The organism is Streptomyces sp. NPDC055189, assembly GCF_053606765.1.
The window spans coordinates 1-15,205 of sequence record NZ_JBSGSG010000096.1 but is presented as its reverse complement, the minus strand read 5'-3'; the positions used below and the strand labels follow the sequence as shown (position 1 = coordinate 15,205).

Below are 15,205 nucleotides of genomic sequence, written 5' to 3'. Positions count from 1 at the left end.
AGAATCCAGGCGTAGTTCAGTAACGAACCCGAAGGCCAATGCGCCCGAATAGCGGGAACCACCCGGCGAGTTCGTAAGACTCAGGATCATGTGCTGAGGGGGCGCGGGCGTCACCGGCTCCGTCGTGCTTGTCGACCTCGCCGGGGCACACCCCAGGCAGCTATCGTATCCGCGGCCACATCCGGCAGTCATGGGATGGCGTGTGCTGCCGACCCGTGTAGGGCCGGCGGGCCGCCCCGGGCGTCGAGCACGAGGCGGCCCTGAACATGGCCGTCCTCTATGCGCTGGTGGGCTTCGGCTGCCCGGGACAGGGGCAGGCGGTCGGTGATGCGGGGCCGCCACGGGGTGGTGCGCAGGAGACGTTCGACGCCGGCGGCTGCCCGGGCGAGATCGGCGGTGGAGGCGTTGCTGATGGCGAAGCCGTGGATGCTGGCGTCGCGGGTGTAGAGCCGGCCCACCGGCAGCAGGGGCGTGTCGTGCAGGCCGACCATGGCGATGAGGCGTGCGCCGGGGGCGAGCAGGTCGATGGAGGCGGCCAGTTGGGCGTGTCCGGAGGTATCCAGGTGGAGGTCGAAGCCCTCGGGTGCGGCCTCGCGCAGCCGCTGGGGCAGGTACGGGTGGCGGTAGTCGATCACTTGGGTGGCGCCCAGTGCCCGTACCCGGTCGGCGTCGTCGGGGCTTGCGGTCGCCACGACCGTGGCGCCGGCGGCCGCGGCCAGGGCCACCGCGGCCGAGCCCACGTTGCCGGCCCCGCCTCCGACATACACCCGCTGCCCGGCGCGCAGCTGCCCGTGCCTGAAGAGGGCGAGCCAGGCGGAGGCGCCGGGGTGGGCTGCGGCCGCCAGGTCGGTGGGGTCGACATCTTCGGGGGCCGGGTACAGACGATCGGCGGCGACGACGGCGTATTGGGCGAAGGATCCCTGGCGGCCGGCGTGCCCGAGGCTGTTGCACCACACGCGCTGGCCCGGCTGGAAGCCGGCTGCGCCGGGGCCGGCCGCTGCGACCTCACCCACCAGGTCGCGGCCGATGACGAACGGAATCGGCGTGAGCGTGGGGTAGGCGCCGGATCGCACGAAGGTGTCCACGGGGTTGACGGCCACCACGTCCACCCGCACCAGGACGTCGGTCGGGCCCGCCTGCGGCAGCGGGAGGCGTCCGTAGCGGATCGCGTCGGCGGGGCCGGGGGCGGCGATGTAGGCCGCATTCATGTCTGCGGGCAAACCCGGCGGAGACTGAGCGATCGGGGCCATCAGCGAGCCTCCTTGCAAGACGGCACGGCGTCTGCGGCGAGTGCCGGGGCGGGCGAGGGCGGGGTGAGCGGCGGGACGCAGGCGGCGAAGCTCATACGGTGCCGGGCGGTGAGAGCGCCGGGCTGCCGGAAGCCGCAGCGGCCATCTGCGGCTGGGGAATGCGGTCGGGACGGCGGGCAGGCGCGATCAAGGACCATCCGACTACCGTAAGTTCCCTGCGCACGCTGCCGGCCACGGGCCCCACCAAACCGGCCGCGCGTCCCCGGACCGCATCAGGCCGCAGTGGATTTCCCGCGCCCGTGTTACCGACGCCCGTCGCCGGTCCCGACGGTGAGCGGGACCCGTGGCACGGCTCGCGAGGTAGCGGGTACAGGTCGCGGAGGGTTTTTCCGTCGCGCGCGGGCTGGGAGCAGCCATTCGGTGGTGGGGTCGCCTCAGTGCGCTGCGACGGCTTCGATCTCGACGAGCATGTCGGGATCGGACAGGGCGGTGACTTCCGCCAGGAGGCTGGTGGGCCGGCAGTCGAGCGCGGCCAGCTCGTCCATGAGCACGTCGTACTGGGCGACGCACGCCGACAGGTCGGTGGTGACGATGCGGATCTGCACCACGTCTGCCATCGTCATGCCTCCCTCGGCGACGGTTTCTGCCAGTCGCCGCAGTGTGAGCCTGATCTGGCCGGCCATATCGCCCCGGTGGGCGATGTTGCCGTCCTCGTCGCGGGCTTCATGCCCGGCGACAAAGAGCCAGCTGCTGGGCTCGTCGATGCGCACGGCGCGGTTGTACATCAGCTTCCCGCCCGCCATGCGCGGGCCGATCTCTTGCCTGCTCATGCAGCTCCGCTCGTCGGGCCGGCCAGGTTCGCTTCGACGACAGGCGTATCACCGGGCACGGTCGTCCGCACTTTTTCGGCCTCGCATGCCGATGTCGGTTCCGCTGGCGCCGTCTGCATTTGGTCGGCACGGGCGGCCCGAAGTAGACGCCCTAGCCGATCGTGAGGTTCGTGAACTTGATCGTGACGCTTTGGACGTTGCCGGTGGGGGCGGGTTCGTCCTTGGTGACACTGGGGTCATGCAGGGAGTATCGCTTGGTCGGGTTGCCCGCGTAATCCAGCATGTTCAGGGTCGCTGTTCCGGGCTGGGTTTGGCCGTTGACCAGGGCGGTGAGCTGCCGGGACCGTGCGGCGCCGCGGACCACGGTGACCGTGCCCGTCGACTGCTGGCCGGGGAGGAACTTGTTGGTGGGGGTCTGCAGGATGGGCTGGTTGATCTGCAGTCCGGTGACTTCGCTGAGGGTTTCGGTGCCGCCGTCGATGTTCAGCTGGACCGTGTGGCTGGCGAGGGAGTCGCCTGACAGGAGGCCCGACTCTCCGCGCGCCCGGGATCCCGAGTTCCCGGAAAGGAGCAGGGACAGTTCCCGGAAAGGAGCAGGGACGGCAGGGGTGTTCGTGTCAGGATGCTCGGTATGTCTGGTCGCGCGTTGAGTTTCGGAGAGGTGGCCCAAGCATACGAACGGTTCCGGCCGGGGTATCCGGCGGAGTTGTTCGACATGGTGATGGCCTATGCGGGCCGCCCGATTCGCACCGCCCTCGAGATTGGCGCCGGGACGGGCAAGGCAACCCGGCTGTTCGCTCGACGCGGGGTCACGGTCACCGCGACCGATCCGGACGGGGCCATGCTCACCGAACTGCGCAGGCATGTACCGGCGAACGTCACGACGGTGCAAGCCGCGTTCGAGGACGTGCGTCCGGGCGATCGGTTCCACCTGGTCTACGCGGCAGCAGCGCTGCACTGGACGAAACCGGAGGGCCGGTGGCCGCGCGTGGCCGCGCTGCTGGAGCCGGGCGGCGTATTCGCTTCGTGTGGCGGGCCGTTTCGGCTGGTTGACCCGGCCGTGGAGGAGGCTGTCCGCGCGGCGCGGGCACCGTGGCTGTCAAGTGACGGGATTGCGTCGCCTGACGGGACGCCTGCAGATCACGAGATGCAGTGGCCGGGTACCGAGCTGCAACAATCTGAGAAGTTCACCGGTGTGCGGCAGTTGATGATCGAACGGCGCGTGACGATGAGCGCCCACGACTACATGGGTCACCTCTCTACCATCTCGGCTTATCGCGTCTTGCCGGCCGCGGAGCGGGAACAGGTGTTCAGCCAGATCGGGCAGGTGCTGCCGGACAGAGTGGAGATGGCGGCCGACATCACCGTCCACCTCGCGCGCCGCCGACACGAGGAATGATCAGGACGCCGATGCGGCGACCTGCTCGACGTCCCCCCACCCTACGTAGATCACCCTGAACTCTCGGCGGCCCGGAGGCGGAGAGGTGAGCCAGTCTTGGTCTGTCTGAGCCATCTACCCCTGTATCTCAGTCGACCTTGACCATCTGCTGTTTTGTCTTGCTCTTCCTGCGCGGCTGCCGCACTTGGCTGTTTACGGTGGTGCGACTGGCCACAAGGTGACGGAGGAAAAGATGCGCATCGCGGTGACGGGGGCGGCGGGCAGCCTGGGCGGACGGGTCGTGCAGTTGCTCGCGGCTCGGGCCGACGTGGACGTCGTAGCGATGACCCGGCGGCGTCTGCCTGCCGAGATGTTTCCGCCGCAGGTGGAGGTCGCCGCTGCCGACTATGCTGATCCACCCGCTCTGCGTGCGGCGCTGAAGGGCGTGGACACTCTGGTCTTCGTCTCCAGTGACGGGCCCGACGCACGGGTGCTGCTGCACCACCGCAATGTCGCCGCCGCTGCGGCGGCTGAGCGCGTCGGGCATGTCGCGGCGCTGAGCAGCGTTGACGCCGACACGGCGTCCCCGTTTTGCTATGCCGTGGTCAACGGGCTCACCGAGGATCTGCTTCTGGCTTCCGGCGTCCCGTGCTCGTTCGCCAGGGCTTCGCTGTACAGCGAGTTCTTCCAGGGCTGGCTCACGCAGGCGCGCGCGACCGGGCTGCTGAGGCTTCCGGCAGCCGATGGCCGGGTCTCCCTGGTGGCGCGTGACGACGTGGCGCGCGCCCTCGCCGCCCTCGCGGTGGGTGAGCCGACCGGCCGTCACCATGACATCACGGGGCCCGAGTCGGTGGACCTGGCAGGCGTCGCCTCGATCACGGCGGAGGCGTGGGGAACGCCGGTCGCCTACGTGGACATCCCGGCTGACACGTACTGTGCTGAGACGGCTGCGACCGGCCTGGATCCCTGGTGGCTCTATGCCTTTTCGTCCATGTTCGCCTCGGTGCGCGAACAGCGCTGGGATCGAGTCCGAGACGACTACACCCAGCTGACCGGCCGCTCCCCTCTCGCTCTCCGCGACGTCTTGTCAGCACAGGGATGAGAAGAGCCGGACACCACCCAAGTGGGCAACGCCATGCTCAGCGCGGCCGGCGCAAGGAGTCAGGCACAGGTCGGTGTGCATGGTCAGCGGGGTGGAGGTGGTCCGGCCGGAGTGCGGGCCGTGTGCCGTCGGCAGCCGGGCGGGGGGCCGTCGCCTGCGGCTTCCGCGGACGCGTGACGCGGCGGAGCCGGGTTCTCACACTCTCCAGATGCGCGGTGCCTCGGCCACGGCGTGCCCGGGACCGATACCCCCTCCACCCGGGCGACTCGGTGTGGATCCCGTACGCCTACTCGGCGGGCGATGACAAATGGGGCCAGTGGTTCCTGCGCGCCGTGCGCCTGCCCGCCCAACAACTCAAGGTCCAACTCGCCCTCTCCGCGCACTGGACGCCGTCGTAGGGGGCACCGGCACCTTCATGCCGGCCCGGGCCGCACCCCTGCGCACGGTGCCTGTCGCGACGCGGCCTGCTGCTGGTTTTGGCCTCCCCGTCGAGCCGGGCTGCCCGCGGTCACTTCGTCGGGGGCGCCCGCGCATTCGTCGCAGGTGGCTGCGTGGCGGGAGTTGCCTCTTCCACCTCGGCCGCATCGATGTCGACGGTGCAGCCGTCCGGAATCTTCTCGATGGAAGTCGCGCAGGCCGAGGGGTCGGTATCAGGAGCGGCCCTGTTGTTCTGACGCTGGCTCATGCCTTGCTCGTCCGGGGGCGAGGTGCCCGGAGACGGTTTGCCGTCCGACGGCGACGAGCAGGCCGCCGAGCCCGTCACCGTGCACAGGATCAGAACGGCCGCAGCTGTGGCCGTACGGGTACGCGTGGACGTGTCCCCGACGCGGACGCGGATGCGGAGTGTCCGGCCCGTCAGTCGGTCCGCGCTGACGCGGCAGAAACTGTTGTGTCACGGCGAAGCGGCGGACACCGTCAGCGGCTGTCGGACCGGCTGTGACGGGCCGGAGGCCGAGGTGCCCGGCCCGCGCCTGCCGTCCCCCGCGCAGGCGCGTTGACCAGCGGCGTATGCTGCGCAAGCCCGTAAACAGGGCTGTAGGAGGGGGCGTTGATGAACGATTTCCGGAGTGCCGACCCAATGGCGGCCGAGCCCGCAGAGGGCGCCGACGAAGAGCGGGTGGGGAAGCCGTTGCCGGCTGACGGAAGGGAGGCGTCAGACAGCGAGCCGGGCCGGCAGCGCAGGCCGTTGTCGTGTCTGGCGGCCGTGGTACTGGCTCTGGCGGTGGTGGCTGGCGGAGTTGTCTGGCTCCTGCGCGATGACGTGTCCCACCCGTTCGGCGACGCGAGGGCGTGCGAGGGAAGCGAGGTGCAGCTGCCCGGAGTGATCGTGGCCGGTGGTGCACCTATCCCCGAGGGTGCCGCTGACGTGCAGTACTTCACCAGTGACGGCAGCGCTGAGGTCGCTTTCGCAAGCAACCTCATTCCCGGATACCTCCACCGCGCGGGACTGCTCCCCGAGGATGCGTCCCCGTTCGATGAGCGGTACGGCACCAAGGGCGTCGCCGAGGATGAGGTCGGGCTTCCCGAGGGGCTTTGCGGGTCCTCCCTGCGCGGTCCGGTAAGGATCTACCACCGCACCGGTGCAGGCCCGGGCGTCAACGTCATGGTCGAAGTCTCTCCCACCAACCCCGACGCCTTCCGGGCCCCGGCCCGCGCCGTCATCACCTACGACCTCCCCTGACATGCACCCGCCGGTGACCGGCCCGGGGCCCCTCGGTTTGGCCGTTGGCGCCCGGGCCACAGAGCAAGGGCAGGCCTCGGGCGCAGAGCAAGGGTGGGCCCCGGGCGCCGGCACAACCCCCACCGCCGCCCCCGGTGGCCTCTTCGCGCGCCGGGGGCCGGGGGGGTGCGCCTATCTCTTTGGTCAAGGGAAACGAGGCTGCGTTGGGTCGTAGAGCCGGGCAGCATGGCGGTGTGGCTGATCTGCTGTGGGATGACGTGAGCTGTTTCTTCGACCCGGACCTCATGGGGTCGCTGCCTGATCTGCGGGTCCCAGATGCCTCGGTGGAGGACTGGCAGGCGGTCCTCGATCTTGTCGAGGGGAGGGGCTGGAAGTGCCAGTACTCCGAAGGCGAGACGGTGCTTCCGGTGCCTCGGGTCGAGAGCGTGCTGTCCCGCCCGGCCGATGCTGAGTGCGCGGACCTGCGGGTCTGGCCGACTGCCGATGTGCTGGCGATCTTCCGTTTCCATGACGACGAGGTCATCGACTTCGACGTTGACCTGCGGGAGTTGCAAGGTCAGGAGCGACTGGATGTGTTCTGCGGCTTCTTGCGGGAGATCGGGCGCCGGTTGGGCAAGCCGGTCCTGATGGATCCGGAGGGCGACTACGGCCATCCGGTGCTCGGATTCGATGTTGAGGCCGACCGAGTCGTCCTCCTTGCTGAGCCGCTGGTCATGTGATCGCGGCCGCGGGTCGGGTTTCGTAGAAGGTGCCGTCGCGGAGCATCGCGAAGAGGACGTCTGCCCGGCGTCGGGCGAGGCAGAGCAGCAGGGCCTGCGTGTGGTGCTTCCCTTGGGCGATCTTCTTGTCGTAGTAGGCCCGCGATGCCGGGTCGCCCAGGGCCGCGAACGCGGAGAGGAAGAAGGCCCTCTTGAGCTGCTTGTTCCCTCTTCGGGAGGGCTGTTCGCCGCGGATGGAGGACCCGGAACTGCGGGTCGCGGGTGCGAGTCCTGCGTAGGCGGCGAGGTGGCCGGCGGTCCGTCGATGCCTCCGGACCCGGTGACACCATCCCCCGGATCATCAACAACAAGGGGGAAGTCATGCCGGACCCGAAGGCCGGAGGCCCCATTGCGGAGCCACGAGAAGGGTAACGGGGGGCTGCCGGAGTGTGGTGGACCACCATTTACGGAGCGTTGCGGAGGCCGCCCGAAGACGCGCCCGATCCACTGCTCTTTCCGGGCTGCGGAGTCCGTTGCTGCGGCGCCGGATACTGGGCGCGGCTGCTGGCTGCCCGGCGGATGACCGTGCGCGGTTATGGCTTTTCGGGCGGGGCTATCCGGCATGGGAGATGCCGCAGCACGGGAACCGATACCCAGTGCGCCCGGGAGTTCTGGGACCTCAACCGGCAGCCCTTTACCGGCATTGGTCGCGGATCCGTGGACCTGGCCACCTGCTGCTTCGCCATTGTCTACCGCGACCCGGCTGGCCTTCGGTCTTCACCTCGACGGCCGGGAATAGGCCTAGGCGGACGGCTGGCGTGCTCTTACCGTGCGCCTATGAAGGAGCTGCGTGTACGCAAGTGCGAGCGGCGGTCCGGAGGGGGAGATGCCGGCGGCGGCAGCGTGGCAGGGCGTGGGCGTGATGGGCGAACGCTGCGTCCGGGCCGGGGGCCTGAGTCCTGACTCACCGCTGGCACGGCAGATGTACGACACCATGCACGGCAGCACGGGACGCGCCGCCGACGCTCAGGCGTTCGAGGCGCTGGGCCCCGGCTACTGCGGAACCCTGTCGCGGAGCCAGTACCGCAATGCCGCCTGCGAGTGCTGCTGCGGGAACGATCGCGCTCGCCGGCCAGCCGTCTGTCCGGTGGCCTCGCGTAATAGAGGAGGGACTGACCTCGTTGCGCACCTGCGGACCCGGGCCCCCGAGGGGACCCGGCCGGCCGGCTCCGGGCCCGGTGCGTACCGGCCGTGTGCCGTACGCAGCTTCCGCCGAGACTAACCGGTAAGCGCGCTTGACCAGCAGAAACGCGGGAGTCAGGTCTGGTCCGCGGTGAGTGGGCACGACCTGGGAATCCCGATCGACTACTCCGCTCAAGGAGACCACCATGGCGCAGGACAGCACCGAACGGAAGTTCACCCTCCTGTTCACCTGGTTCGACCGCACCGGCGACGGCTACCTCACCCACGAGGACTTCCGGCAGATCGGCGAGGTATTCGCCGCGGTAGCCCCGGACGAGAGCAACAAGAGCGCGCTGCGCGACGCATTCAGCATCTGGTGGGACGTCCTGGGAGAGGCCGGCGCCCCGGATGCTCAGGGCCGCATCGACCGCGAGCAGTTCATCACCGCCATGCGCTCCCACATCGCCGCCGATGCCAAGACCGTCGAACGCCTGGTGACGCCCATCATCGACGCCCTCATGCGTGCCCTGGACACCGACAAGAGCGGCATGCTCACCGCGGATGAGTATGTGCGCATGTACGACGCCCTCGGTATCGACCCGGCCACCTCCGGCGCGGCCTTCGAGCGCCTTGACCGCAATGGCAGCGGCACCATCACCCACGACGAGTTCCGCACCGCCATCGAAGAGTTCTACCTCAGCACCGATACCGAGGCACCGGGCAACTGGTTGCTGGGATCGCCATCGCCGCGCGGCTGATCAATCCCGATGTCGGTAGCGGTGTGTCCTGCTGACGCCATCAACATTACGGTCAGCTCGGCCTCCGAGTGATCCTGGGAGTGTCCGCGTTCGGTCTCGGCAACCGTGCTCCCGCGAGGTGGCCTGCCCCTGCTTACCGCGCACTGCGAGGTGCGGGCGTTCTTCTCGGACCTTGCGGAGCGGGGGGTGGTGCACCGGGTGAGGGTCGGCGGCGGGTCGGCCGGCGTCGTGAATTGCGGGCCGGGGCGGGCGAGGGGTCGTGTGATGAGGTGCTGATGTGAGCCTTTTCCGCTCGTGGCCGGCGGGCAGGACACAAGGCGAGAGCGGCAGGGGGATCCTGCCGCACTCGCCTTGCTCACTTCCTGGCCACGCGCAAAGAAGGGCCGTCAGCCGGGCCGCACGATGCCGAGCGCCATAAGTCTTCTCGTTGGCCTGAGCCTCCGCTTCTCACCGTCGAGTCTCCTGCTGGGGCGTTGCCCCTCCGACGGGCCTGCGCCTGCAGCCCGCCGCTACAGGCGGCTGTCGAAACCAGTCACTTCCGCCTCCTCGAGGACGCGACGGCGGCCCATGCCAGCCCGAGCACGAGGAGCCCGATCACGATCCACATCGGAGCTCCGCCCAGGCCCTTGTATGCCAGTTCAGTCCAGGCACTATTCTCTTGCATCGGACTCACTCCGCTTCTCCAATTCAGGTCAGCTGCTCTTTCTGACTACTTCGTTGCTTTGTCGTACACGGCGCCTGTCACCTCGCCCGCTGCCATTCCCGCCAGGGCACAACCACCTGAACCCGATCCCGCGGTCGGATAGGGCACCCTGCGGTTGCTCCCTGGTCGACGGCGAAACTCAGCGCCGCTCCCAAAGCCTCCTTGTACTCGCCGTTCGCCATCTGCGATCCGAACTCACCGATGGCCGCGAGGTCAGTGATGGTGCCCGGCCCGTCGACCGCCTGGTTGAGTGCCTTGTCTCCCGGTTGCGCCCTGTGCCATGGCATCGTCGCCCGCGGCGACAAGGCCGTCGAGTCCTGCGGAGCAGTCGACACCCCCGCATCACTTCTGATGTGGGCGTGACGTTTGACGACCCGACTCAGTCCTCGTCCTCGTCCATGCTCTCGTACTGCGAGTGGCATAGCGGCGAGAAGCTGGGACACCTCGTCGGGGCGCCGTATTTCGGCGCGAGCTCGTAGGCGGCCCACTCACCGTCCGGTCCGACGTCGGTCGGATCGAGCAACCAGAAGTCCTCTCCCCGGGCGATCTCGAGGAACCGGCGAAACGTCCTTACATCGTCCTCGTTGCCGGGTATCGATTCGTAGACCTCGGTCACACGCCTGCCGGCATCGCCGTCCCGCATCCACGAGACGCGGCCGCACGGGTGGACGCCGTCCACCCAGGCGTCCAGGTGCCTCCATCCGTCGCTCGCCAGGAAGAATCCCCGCAGGCTTGGTGGGAACCGCACTCCGAGGCGCTTCTCGGATCCCGCCAGGGCTTCTACCCGAGCCGGTGCTTCACTCAGCCACAGATCGATCCGCTCCCCTCGATCCGGCGTGTCCAACTGATCTTCATCCAGCAGATCGGCCAGCGCGTCCTCGTCGGCAGCGTTCTTCAAGTACCGCTCGCCGTAGTGCTCCAGAAAGCAGCGCCACTCCTGCGGCGTGGTCAAAACGGCGGCAACTACATGCTCGTCGGAGCCAGTTGTCTCACCCCTGCCGGTGATGGTGTCAGGTGGCTCCGACAATGCCGCCGTGCGGGCCCCACAGACTCCACCCGCCCGAGCGACGCACCGGACCCAGATCGAAACATGCGGGCAGGAAGCGCCGTCCCCCACTTTGCGGCCCTGCCGGGGCCAAGCGGTCGGCGTGGTGATTGCCGAAGTGCTCTCCCAGCACATCCTGAACGCACCGACCACAGCTTGGGCCCCAGCCCCAGGACATCGCCGGTGAGTCCGGCGCCCCAGACGCCGTCCTGTCGGCCACTCGATCTGCGTGCGGCCCTGCTGTGCCGTTGGGGCCCCATGGGGCCGGGCAGGCGGGGGCGGTTCATCGGCAGATGGCGTCGCATTCGATGAGCGACGACAAAGAGAGCTTCTTCGTGCATGGGAAAGTCAAGGAGGGGCACACGGAGGTCGCGCGGCGAAGAACCGGCAACCGCACAGTTCGCGGATGCCGGGTCTACCTGATCCGGGCTGTGCAGAGGGCGGGAGACGCGGGCCGGGAAGAAGGCCGCGTATCTCGATTTAACTTGACGTGAGGAATCCACATGATTGTCCTTGGCGCCATCTTGCTCATCATCGGTCTGCTGGCCGGTATCTCCTTGCTGACCACAGTAGGCGGCATTCTCGTCGTGGTCGGCGCTGTCCTGTGGGTCCTGGGCGCCAGCGGGCGCGCGGTGGGGGGACGCAAGCACTATTTCTAGCAGGGACAGGCATGTCCCCTGTGGGTCCTCCCTCTTCGTTCATGAGAGGGAGGACCCTTCGCGTGCCGCGAAGTCCCTGCGGGCACAGGCGAATTGCGTCCCTGCCGTGGTCAGGCGGCCTCGGTGACGTCGTCCTGCTTCTGCGCGGGCGAGAATGCCGGGCGGACACGTGACGTCACGGTCGGCGGGTCAGCGGTGGTGCTTTCCACGATGGCGTCCGCAGCACGTATCGCCTCGAAGATATTGGTGGTGCCCGTCATGATGCAGAGCGTGTAAGCGTGGTCCTCTCGTGTACGGGCTTTCTCAAGCGTCGAATGACGCTCGTCATCGATGGCAGCGTCGGCGTATCGCGCCAATGCCCGTCGAAGTTCGGCAGGCGTGGGAAGCAGCACCGTCATCTCCTTGCACATCAGGAGCCTCTGCCAGTTGAGGCCTTTGCTGTCCCATGTGCCCCGAAACTGCGGTCTCACGGCAGGGATCTGGCCGTTCTCAAGACGCTTTTCGGCCTGCCCTCGCAATAATCGAGGGGAGTCCGGACTATCCGACTCCGCTCACGGACCCATTTCTGGGTACACGCAGATCATGCGAACCCATCTGGCCGATCTGGCTGTGTCCAGTTCCGCTCCTGTGCTGCTGGCTGTGATCATTTTCGGGCTGGTCAGCATCTACCTCGCGGGACGCAGGTGGACTCTTGCCGAGGAACCGCCCCGGGACGGTTCCTCTGCTGCCCCGGGAAGCGCCCACGGCCTGAACTCCGACGTGGAACTGCGGCGTTGACGTGGTCCGGTAGCCGCGGTCCTGGTACTTCTTGACCTGTTGGTGCAGGCTGGTCACCGAGTCACGCCGATAGGCGGCATTGGGGTCGGCGTTCTCGTTGGCCAGGTGTGTGGTGCACGCCAGCAGCTTGTTGCCGCGGTCCTCGAGGCAGGCCGCGCCCTGAGTGCCAAGCTTGGGGGTGTCCGACTGCGCGGCGTGTAGGTCATGTTCCACCCGTCGCTCTGCGCCGACGCGTCGCTGTCGTTGACGAAGTCGCTGCCGGGCATCTTCTGTATCGCCACCGTCACCCCGCCATCGAGACGCCCGCCATCGGCTGCGCACGGGGCGGGCTTGCCGGTGGCCAGCAGCGGCGCGACCCGGTGCTGGACGGCCCAGCCGCTGCCGAGCATCTTCTGGAGCGCGGCGGCATGCAGGCGGCCGCACGACTCCTGCATCATGATCACGTTGATTTTCTGGCCATCGACCTAACGGTTGACCAGTTCGCGCAGTTTGCGTTCCGGGTGATCGGAGCTCGGACAGCTGGTGAGTCCGCCGCAGATGTTCCACGTGATGACGTGGACGGCCGACAGCAGTGCGGTGGGCTGGGTGTCTGCCGACGCAGCCGGAGCGGCAAGGAGGCCGATGAGGACTCCGAGGGCCGCGGCCGCACCGGCGATCACACCACGTATGTGACGTGCCGAGCGCATGTGTAGTTCCTCCCCGTGAAGGTGTCTTGTCCTGGGTCTGTGCCTGGTCTTCGCTCCGGTTCAGAGCTGCGACGCTGTGTCGCCGAGACATCTGACTGGCCAGACGCCTCAGAAGGTGCCAGCGCTCAGCAGGTGCAACAAGAGCGACCGGCTGTGCCGGACAGCCGCAGCCGTCCGGGCTGGACACAGCCCTGTCCGGGCCACTTCCGGACAGGACCGTCCGCCCCGCGTTCGCGAACGCGTGTGCCGAGGTGCGTCCGCCTCGGTCATCACAGCAGCCCGCAGTCGGCCCGATGCTGGCCGACGGTCATTTGGTGACGCGCTGTCGAGCAGAACCGGGGTCTCCACGACTTCACCCTGCCGGCTCCTGTGCCCCGGTCCTGGCGCCGCCCGCCCTGATGCCGTGCCTGCGCGCTCGCTGTGTCTTGTCGGGGCCGGGGGAGTGGTGGCGCATCCACGCCTGCCGGCGGGTCCGGGCGTCCGGTGGTGATCTCGCGTGCCACTTGGTCTGCGGTGCGTTGGCGGGAGCGGGCGTAGGTGCGCGGGCGGGCGAAAGGGGCAGTCGATCTGACTGCCTCGATGGTCGCGAACTGTGCGAGCTGCTAGAGGAGGTGTGGGGGTGGTACGACCAGAACGACGGCCAGGAGGCGGGGCCGGGCGCGGTGCATGGCCTGGGTCTCGAACCAGCCCCCGCAGGGCAGGGTGTGGCGGCGGGCGGTGCCGGAGGTGGGTTCGCCGATCTCGGCGGGGTCGATGCCGAGGCCGGCGAGTTCGATGATCTGGTCGGCGATGGCTTTGACCTCATCGCGGACCTGCTTGGGGTAGCCGAGTTCGTCCGAGGTGTGGAAGGCGTACTCCCACACCCAGTGCTCGTCGCTCACCGGGCGGCCGGGCCTGCGGTGGGAACGCCTGCTTCGAGGGCGGCCCGGGTGCGGATTGCGCTGATCTCGGCGGCGATCTTCCTGGCCTCGTCCAGGTCGGTGACCTCTTCGGCCCGCTCCCTCAGTTCGGCCAGGCGGGCGGCGACATCGGGATGGCGGGCGATGGCCACCTCGATGGCCCAGAACTCGGTGAACGCGCGAAGAGGCACTGCGGACACCTCCCGGCGGGCCCGGTCGGTGCCGGCGGCACGGTCCCGGTCGAAGTCGGCCAGCAGCTGCGGGGCGACCCGCGCCAAAGCGGAACGCACCGCCTCGGCCTGCAGCGCAGGCTGCGGCACGGGGTCCGGCCGGCGGGCGGGCGGGCTCATGCTGCCGCACTTCCTTCGCTGGTCTTGCCCCGGTGAGCGGCGGCGAGGGTGGAGACATGCTGCGCGGACCAGCCGACGTACCGGGCGACGGCCGAGGCCCCGCCCCGGCCGCACTCCTCGGCGATCCGGCCCGCGTCCTCGTTCAGGGCCCCGCGCGCTTCCTCGACGGCTTCCACGGCCCTGGCCAGCGCCCGCAGGGAGGAGTCGAGTGCGTCTTTGTGCGTGGCGCTGAGCGAGGCCTGTGGGGCCCGCGTACGGGACGGCTGGGTCATGAGGGGAGTCTGCCCCCTCGCCCCCGCTAACTTCAACCCGAACTTGAAATGTCTGGTCCCGGCGTCGGCTGACGGCCGTGCCGGCGTGTGACCGGTAGAGGTCCGCTGCGCGGCCAGGGGCGGTACGGCTCACCGGCAGCGGGATGGGAGAGGGGATGGGTCAGGACGCGGCTGGATACGGCCTTGTTGGGGTGTCAACGGTCTTGTGGGTCGGCTCAGACAGGATTCCCGTGAAGCCGATCATGTTTCCGTGCGCCCGTCACGTTTCGTCACTGGCAGCGCGATGTCTGCCGAGTGTGAGGAGCTCCCGAAGGCTGGCCCCCACGTAGATCGTGTCCATGCTTTCCTGCGTCAGGCAGTGGCCGCGAAAGCGAACTGGCACCGTGCGCACGTCGGTGAGGTCCAGGACAATCTCATCGGTGCGTGCGGCTTCGTCGGTCAGCGCCAGCGGGCCTCGGTGGGTGCCCAGCATCTCGCCCCGCAAGTGCAGGCCGCTGCCATCGGACAGGGGCAGCATGAGCAGACGTGGTGCAACAGCACGGGGGGATCAGCCTTTCCGAGGTCGGCCGGTGATGCGCGCCGGGCCCGGGCGGGGCCTCGTCCCGAGCGACACACGGTGTTGGGTGGTGGTGGCGGGATCGAGAGGGCCGGGTGCGGCCGTGACGCGGCTCAGGCGGGGTGGTCTGCCGGTCCGGGCTCCACGTGCCACGAGTGCTCGTCGAGGAACTCTTCTACCGCGGCGTTGGCCTGGTCGCGGTCCGGGCCGATGGCGTGGATCGAGGACAGGAAGTCCTCATGGCTGTTGTGCAGGGTCGCGTGCACGCCGACTTCGCGCAGCCTTTCATCGGGGGTCCTTCGTGGATACCCCCGCCTTCAGGCGGGGGAGGAATCGAAGCTCCCGCGTAAGCGGGGCAGGGTGAGGCCGGTTTGCCCTC

General features: G+C 68.7%; 19 protein-coding genes and 1 pseudogene. 7 read left to right on the top strand and 13 right to left on the bottom strand.

Features of this window, described 5'->3' with window-relative positions; all coding sequences use genetic code 11:
• Nucleotides 1–188: 188 nt before the first annotated feature.
• The 3 genes from ACWFR3_RS39885 to ACWFR3_RS39875 form a co-directional block, all read right to left on the bottom strand.
• The gene (locus ACWFR3_RS39885; protein WP_453739600.1) at nt 189–1,208 is read right to left on the bottom strand and encodes an NADPH:quinone reductase; all 1,020 of its coding nucleotides are present in this window, start codon (nt 1,206–1,208) and stop codon (nt 189–191) included.
• Nucleotides 1,209–1,684: 476 nt separating this feature from the next.
• Nucleotides 1,685–2,080 (bottom strand): Rid family hydrolase, encoded by a 396-nt coding sequence (locus tag ACWFR3_RS39880; protein WP_453739599.1) that lies wholly within the window; start codon nt 2,078–2,080, stop codon nt 1,685–1,687.
• 151 nt (nt 2,081–2,231) lie between these two features.
• Nucleotides 2,232–2,750 carry a hypothetical protein gene (locus ACWFR3_RS39875; protein WP_453739598.1) on the bottom strand — a complete coding sequence of 173 codons (519 nt, stop codon included), beginning with the start codon at nt 2,748–2,750 and terminating at the stop codon, nt 2,232–2,234.
• On the opposite strand from ACWFR3_RS39875, the gene ACWFR3_RS39870 reads away from it, so the two are divergent.
• From ACWFR3_RS39870 to ACWFR3_RS39860, 3 genes are all read left to right on the top strand, one after another.
• Nucleotides 2,742–3,479: a class I SAM-dependent methyltransferase gene (locus ACWFR3_RS39870; RefSeq protein ID WP_453739597.1), complete on the top strand. Its 738-nt coding sequence runs from the start codon at nt 2,742–2,744 to the stop codon at nt 3,477–3,479. The genes ACWFR3_RS39875 and ACWFR3_RS39870 overlap by 9 nt on opposite strands.
• Nucleotides 3,480–3,711: 232 nt before the next feature.
• Nucleotides 3,712–4,560, top strand: a complete 849-nt coding sequence (locus tag ACWFR3_RS39865; RefSeq protein WP_453739596.1) for an NAD(P)H-binding protein — start codon at nt 3,712–3,714, stop codon at nt 4,558–4,560.
• Nucleotides 4,561–4,829: 269 nt separating this feature from the next.
• The gene (locus tag ACWFR3_RS39860; RefSeq protein ID WP_453739595.1) at nt 4,830–4,958 is read left to right on the top strand and encodes a hypothetical protein; all 129 of its coding nucleotides are present in this window, start codon (nt 4,830–4,832) and stop codon (nt 4,956–4,958) included.
• Nucleotides 4,959–5,068: 110 nt separating this feature from the next.
• On the opposite strand, the gene ACWFR3_RS39855 is transcribed toward ACWFR3_RS39860, so the two are convergent.
• A complete protein-coding gene (locus ACWFR3_RS39855) occupies nt 5,069–5,245 on the bottom strand; it encodes a hypothetical protein (protein ID WP_453739594.1) in 177 nt (58 codons plus the stop codon).
• Nucleotides 5,246–5,611: 366 nt separating this feature from the next.
• On the opposite strand from ACWFR3_RS39855, the gene ACWFR3_RS39850 reads away from it, so the two are divergent.
• Both ACWFR3_RS39850 and ACWFR3_RS39845 read left to right on the top strand, forming a co-directional pair.
• Nucleotides 5,612–6,241, top strand: a complete 630-nt coding sequence (locus tag ACWFR3_RS39850) for a hypothetical protein (protein ID WP_453739593.1) — start codon at nt 5,612–5,614, stop codon at nt 6,239–6,241.
• Nucleotides 6,242–6,474: 233 nt separating this feature from the next.
• Nucleotides 6,475–6,960, top strand: coding sequence for a hypothetical protein (locus ACWFR3_RS39845; RefSeq protein ID WP_453739592.1), 486 nt, complete (start codon nt 6,475–6,477; stop codon nt 6,958–6,960).
• On the opposite strand, the pseudogene ACWFR3_RS39840 reads toward ACWFR3_RS39845, so the two are convergent.
• Nucleotides 6,953–7,258, bottom strand: a pseudogene (locus ACWFR3_RS39840) (transposase); the annotation flags it as partial. The gene ACWFR3_RS39845 and the pseudogene ACWFR3_RS39840 overlap by 8 nt on opposite strands.
• 1,069 nt (nt 7,259–8,327) lie before the next feature.
• Between ACWFR3_RS39840 and ACWFR3_RS39835 the strand changes: the two are divergent.
• The gene (locus ACWFR3_RS39835) at nt 8,328–8,879 is read left to right on the top strand and encodes an EF-hand domain-containing protein (RefSeq protein ID WP_453739591.1); all 552 of its coding nucleotides are present in this window, start codon (nt 8,328–8,330) and stop codon (nt 8,877–8,879) included.
• Nucleotides 8,880–9,961: 1,082 nt separating this feature from the next.
• Here ACWFR3_RS39835 and ACWFR3_RS39830 read toward each other — a convergent pair.
• Nucleotides 9,962–10,588 carry an SMI1/KNR4 family protein gene (locus ACWFR3_RS39830; protein WP_453739621.1) on the bottom strand — a complete coding sequence of 209 codons (627 nt, stop codon included), beginning with the start codon at nt 10,586–10,588 and terminating at the stop codon, nt 9,962–9,964.
• 542 nt (nt 10,589–11,130) lie between these two features.
• On the opposite strand from ACWFR3_RS39830, the gene ACWFR3_RS39825 reads away from it, so the two are divergent.
• A complete protein-coding gene (locus ACWFR3_RS39825) occupies nt 11,131–11,286 on the top strand; it encodes a DUF6131 family protein (protein WP_365862134.1) in 156 nt (51 codons plus the stop codon).
• A 110-nt stretch (nt 11,287–11,396) separates the two neighbouring features.
• Here the strand turns inward: ACWFR3_RS39825 and ACWFR3_RS39820 are convergent, their stop codons facing one another.
• From ACWFR3_RS39820 to ACWFR3_RS39790, 7 genes are all read right to left on the bottom strand, one after another.
• Complete coding sequence (locus ACWFR3_RS39820) at nt 11,397–11,678, bottom strand: DUF5133 domain-containing protein (protein ID WP_453739590.1); 282 nt, start codon at nt 11,676–11,678, stop codon at nt 11,397–11,399.
• 849 nt (nt 11,679–12,527) lie between these two features.
• Nucleotides 12,528–12,749 (bottom strand): hypothetical protein, encoded by a 222-nt coding sequence (locus ACWFR3_RS39815; RefSeq protein WP_453739589.1) that lies wholly within the window; start codon nt 12,747–12,749, stop codon nt 12,528–12,530.
• A gap of 602 nt (nt 12,750–13,351) precedes the next feature.
• The gene (locus ACWFR3_RS39810; protein ID WP_453739588.1) at nt 13,352–13,630 is read right to left on the bottom strand and encodes a hypothetical protein; all 279 of its coding nucleotides are present in this window, start codon (nt 13,628–13,630) and stop codon (nt 13,352–13,354) included.
• Nucleotides 13,627–13,998, bottom strand: coding sequence for a hypothetical protein (locus ACWFR3_RS39805; protein WP_453739587.1), 372 nt, complete (start codon nt 13,996–13,998; stop codon nt 13,627–13,629). Before ACWFR3_RS39805 ends, ACWFR3_RS39810 begins: the two co-directional genes overlap by 4 nt.
• The gene (locus ACWFR3_RS39800) at nt 13,995–14,270 is read right to left on the bottom strand and encodes a hypothetical protein (protein ID WP_453739586.1); all 276 of its coding nucleotides are present in this window, start codon (nt 14,268–14,270) and stop codon (nt 13,995–13,997) included. The genes ACWFR3_RS39805 and ACWFR3_RS39800 overlap by 4 nt, the downstream gene beginning before the upstream one ends.
• A gap of 259 nt (nt 14,271–14,529) precedes the next feature.
• Complete coding sequence (locus ACWFR3_RS39795) at nt 14,530–14,787, bottom strand: hypothetical protein (RefSeq protein ID WP_453739585.1); 258 nt, start codon at nt 14,785–14,787, stop codon at nt 14,530–14,532.
• Between the two features lie 152 nt (nt 14,788–14,939).
• Nucleotides 14,940–15,092, bottom strand: a complete 153-nt coding sequence (locus ACWFR3_RS39790) for a hypothetical protein (protein ID WP_453739584.1) — start codon at nt 15,090–15,092, stop codon at nt 14,940–14,942.
• Between the last annotated feature and the right edge of the window lie 113 nt (nt 15,093–15,205).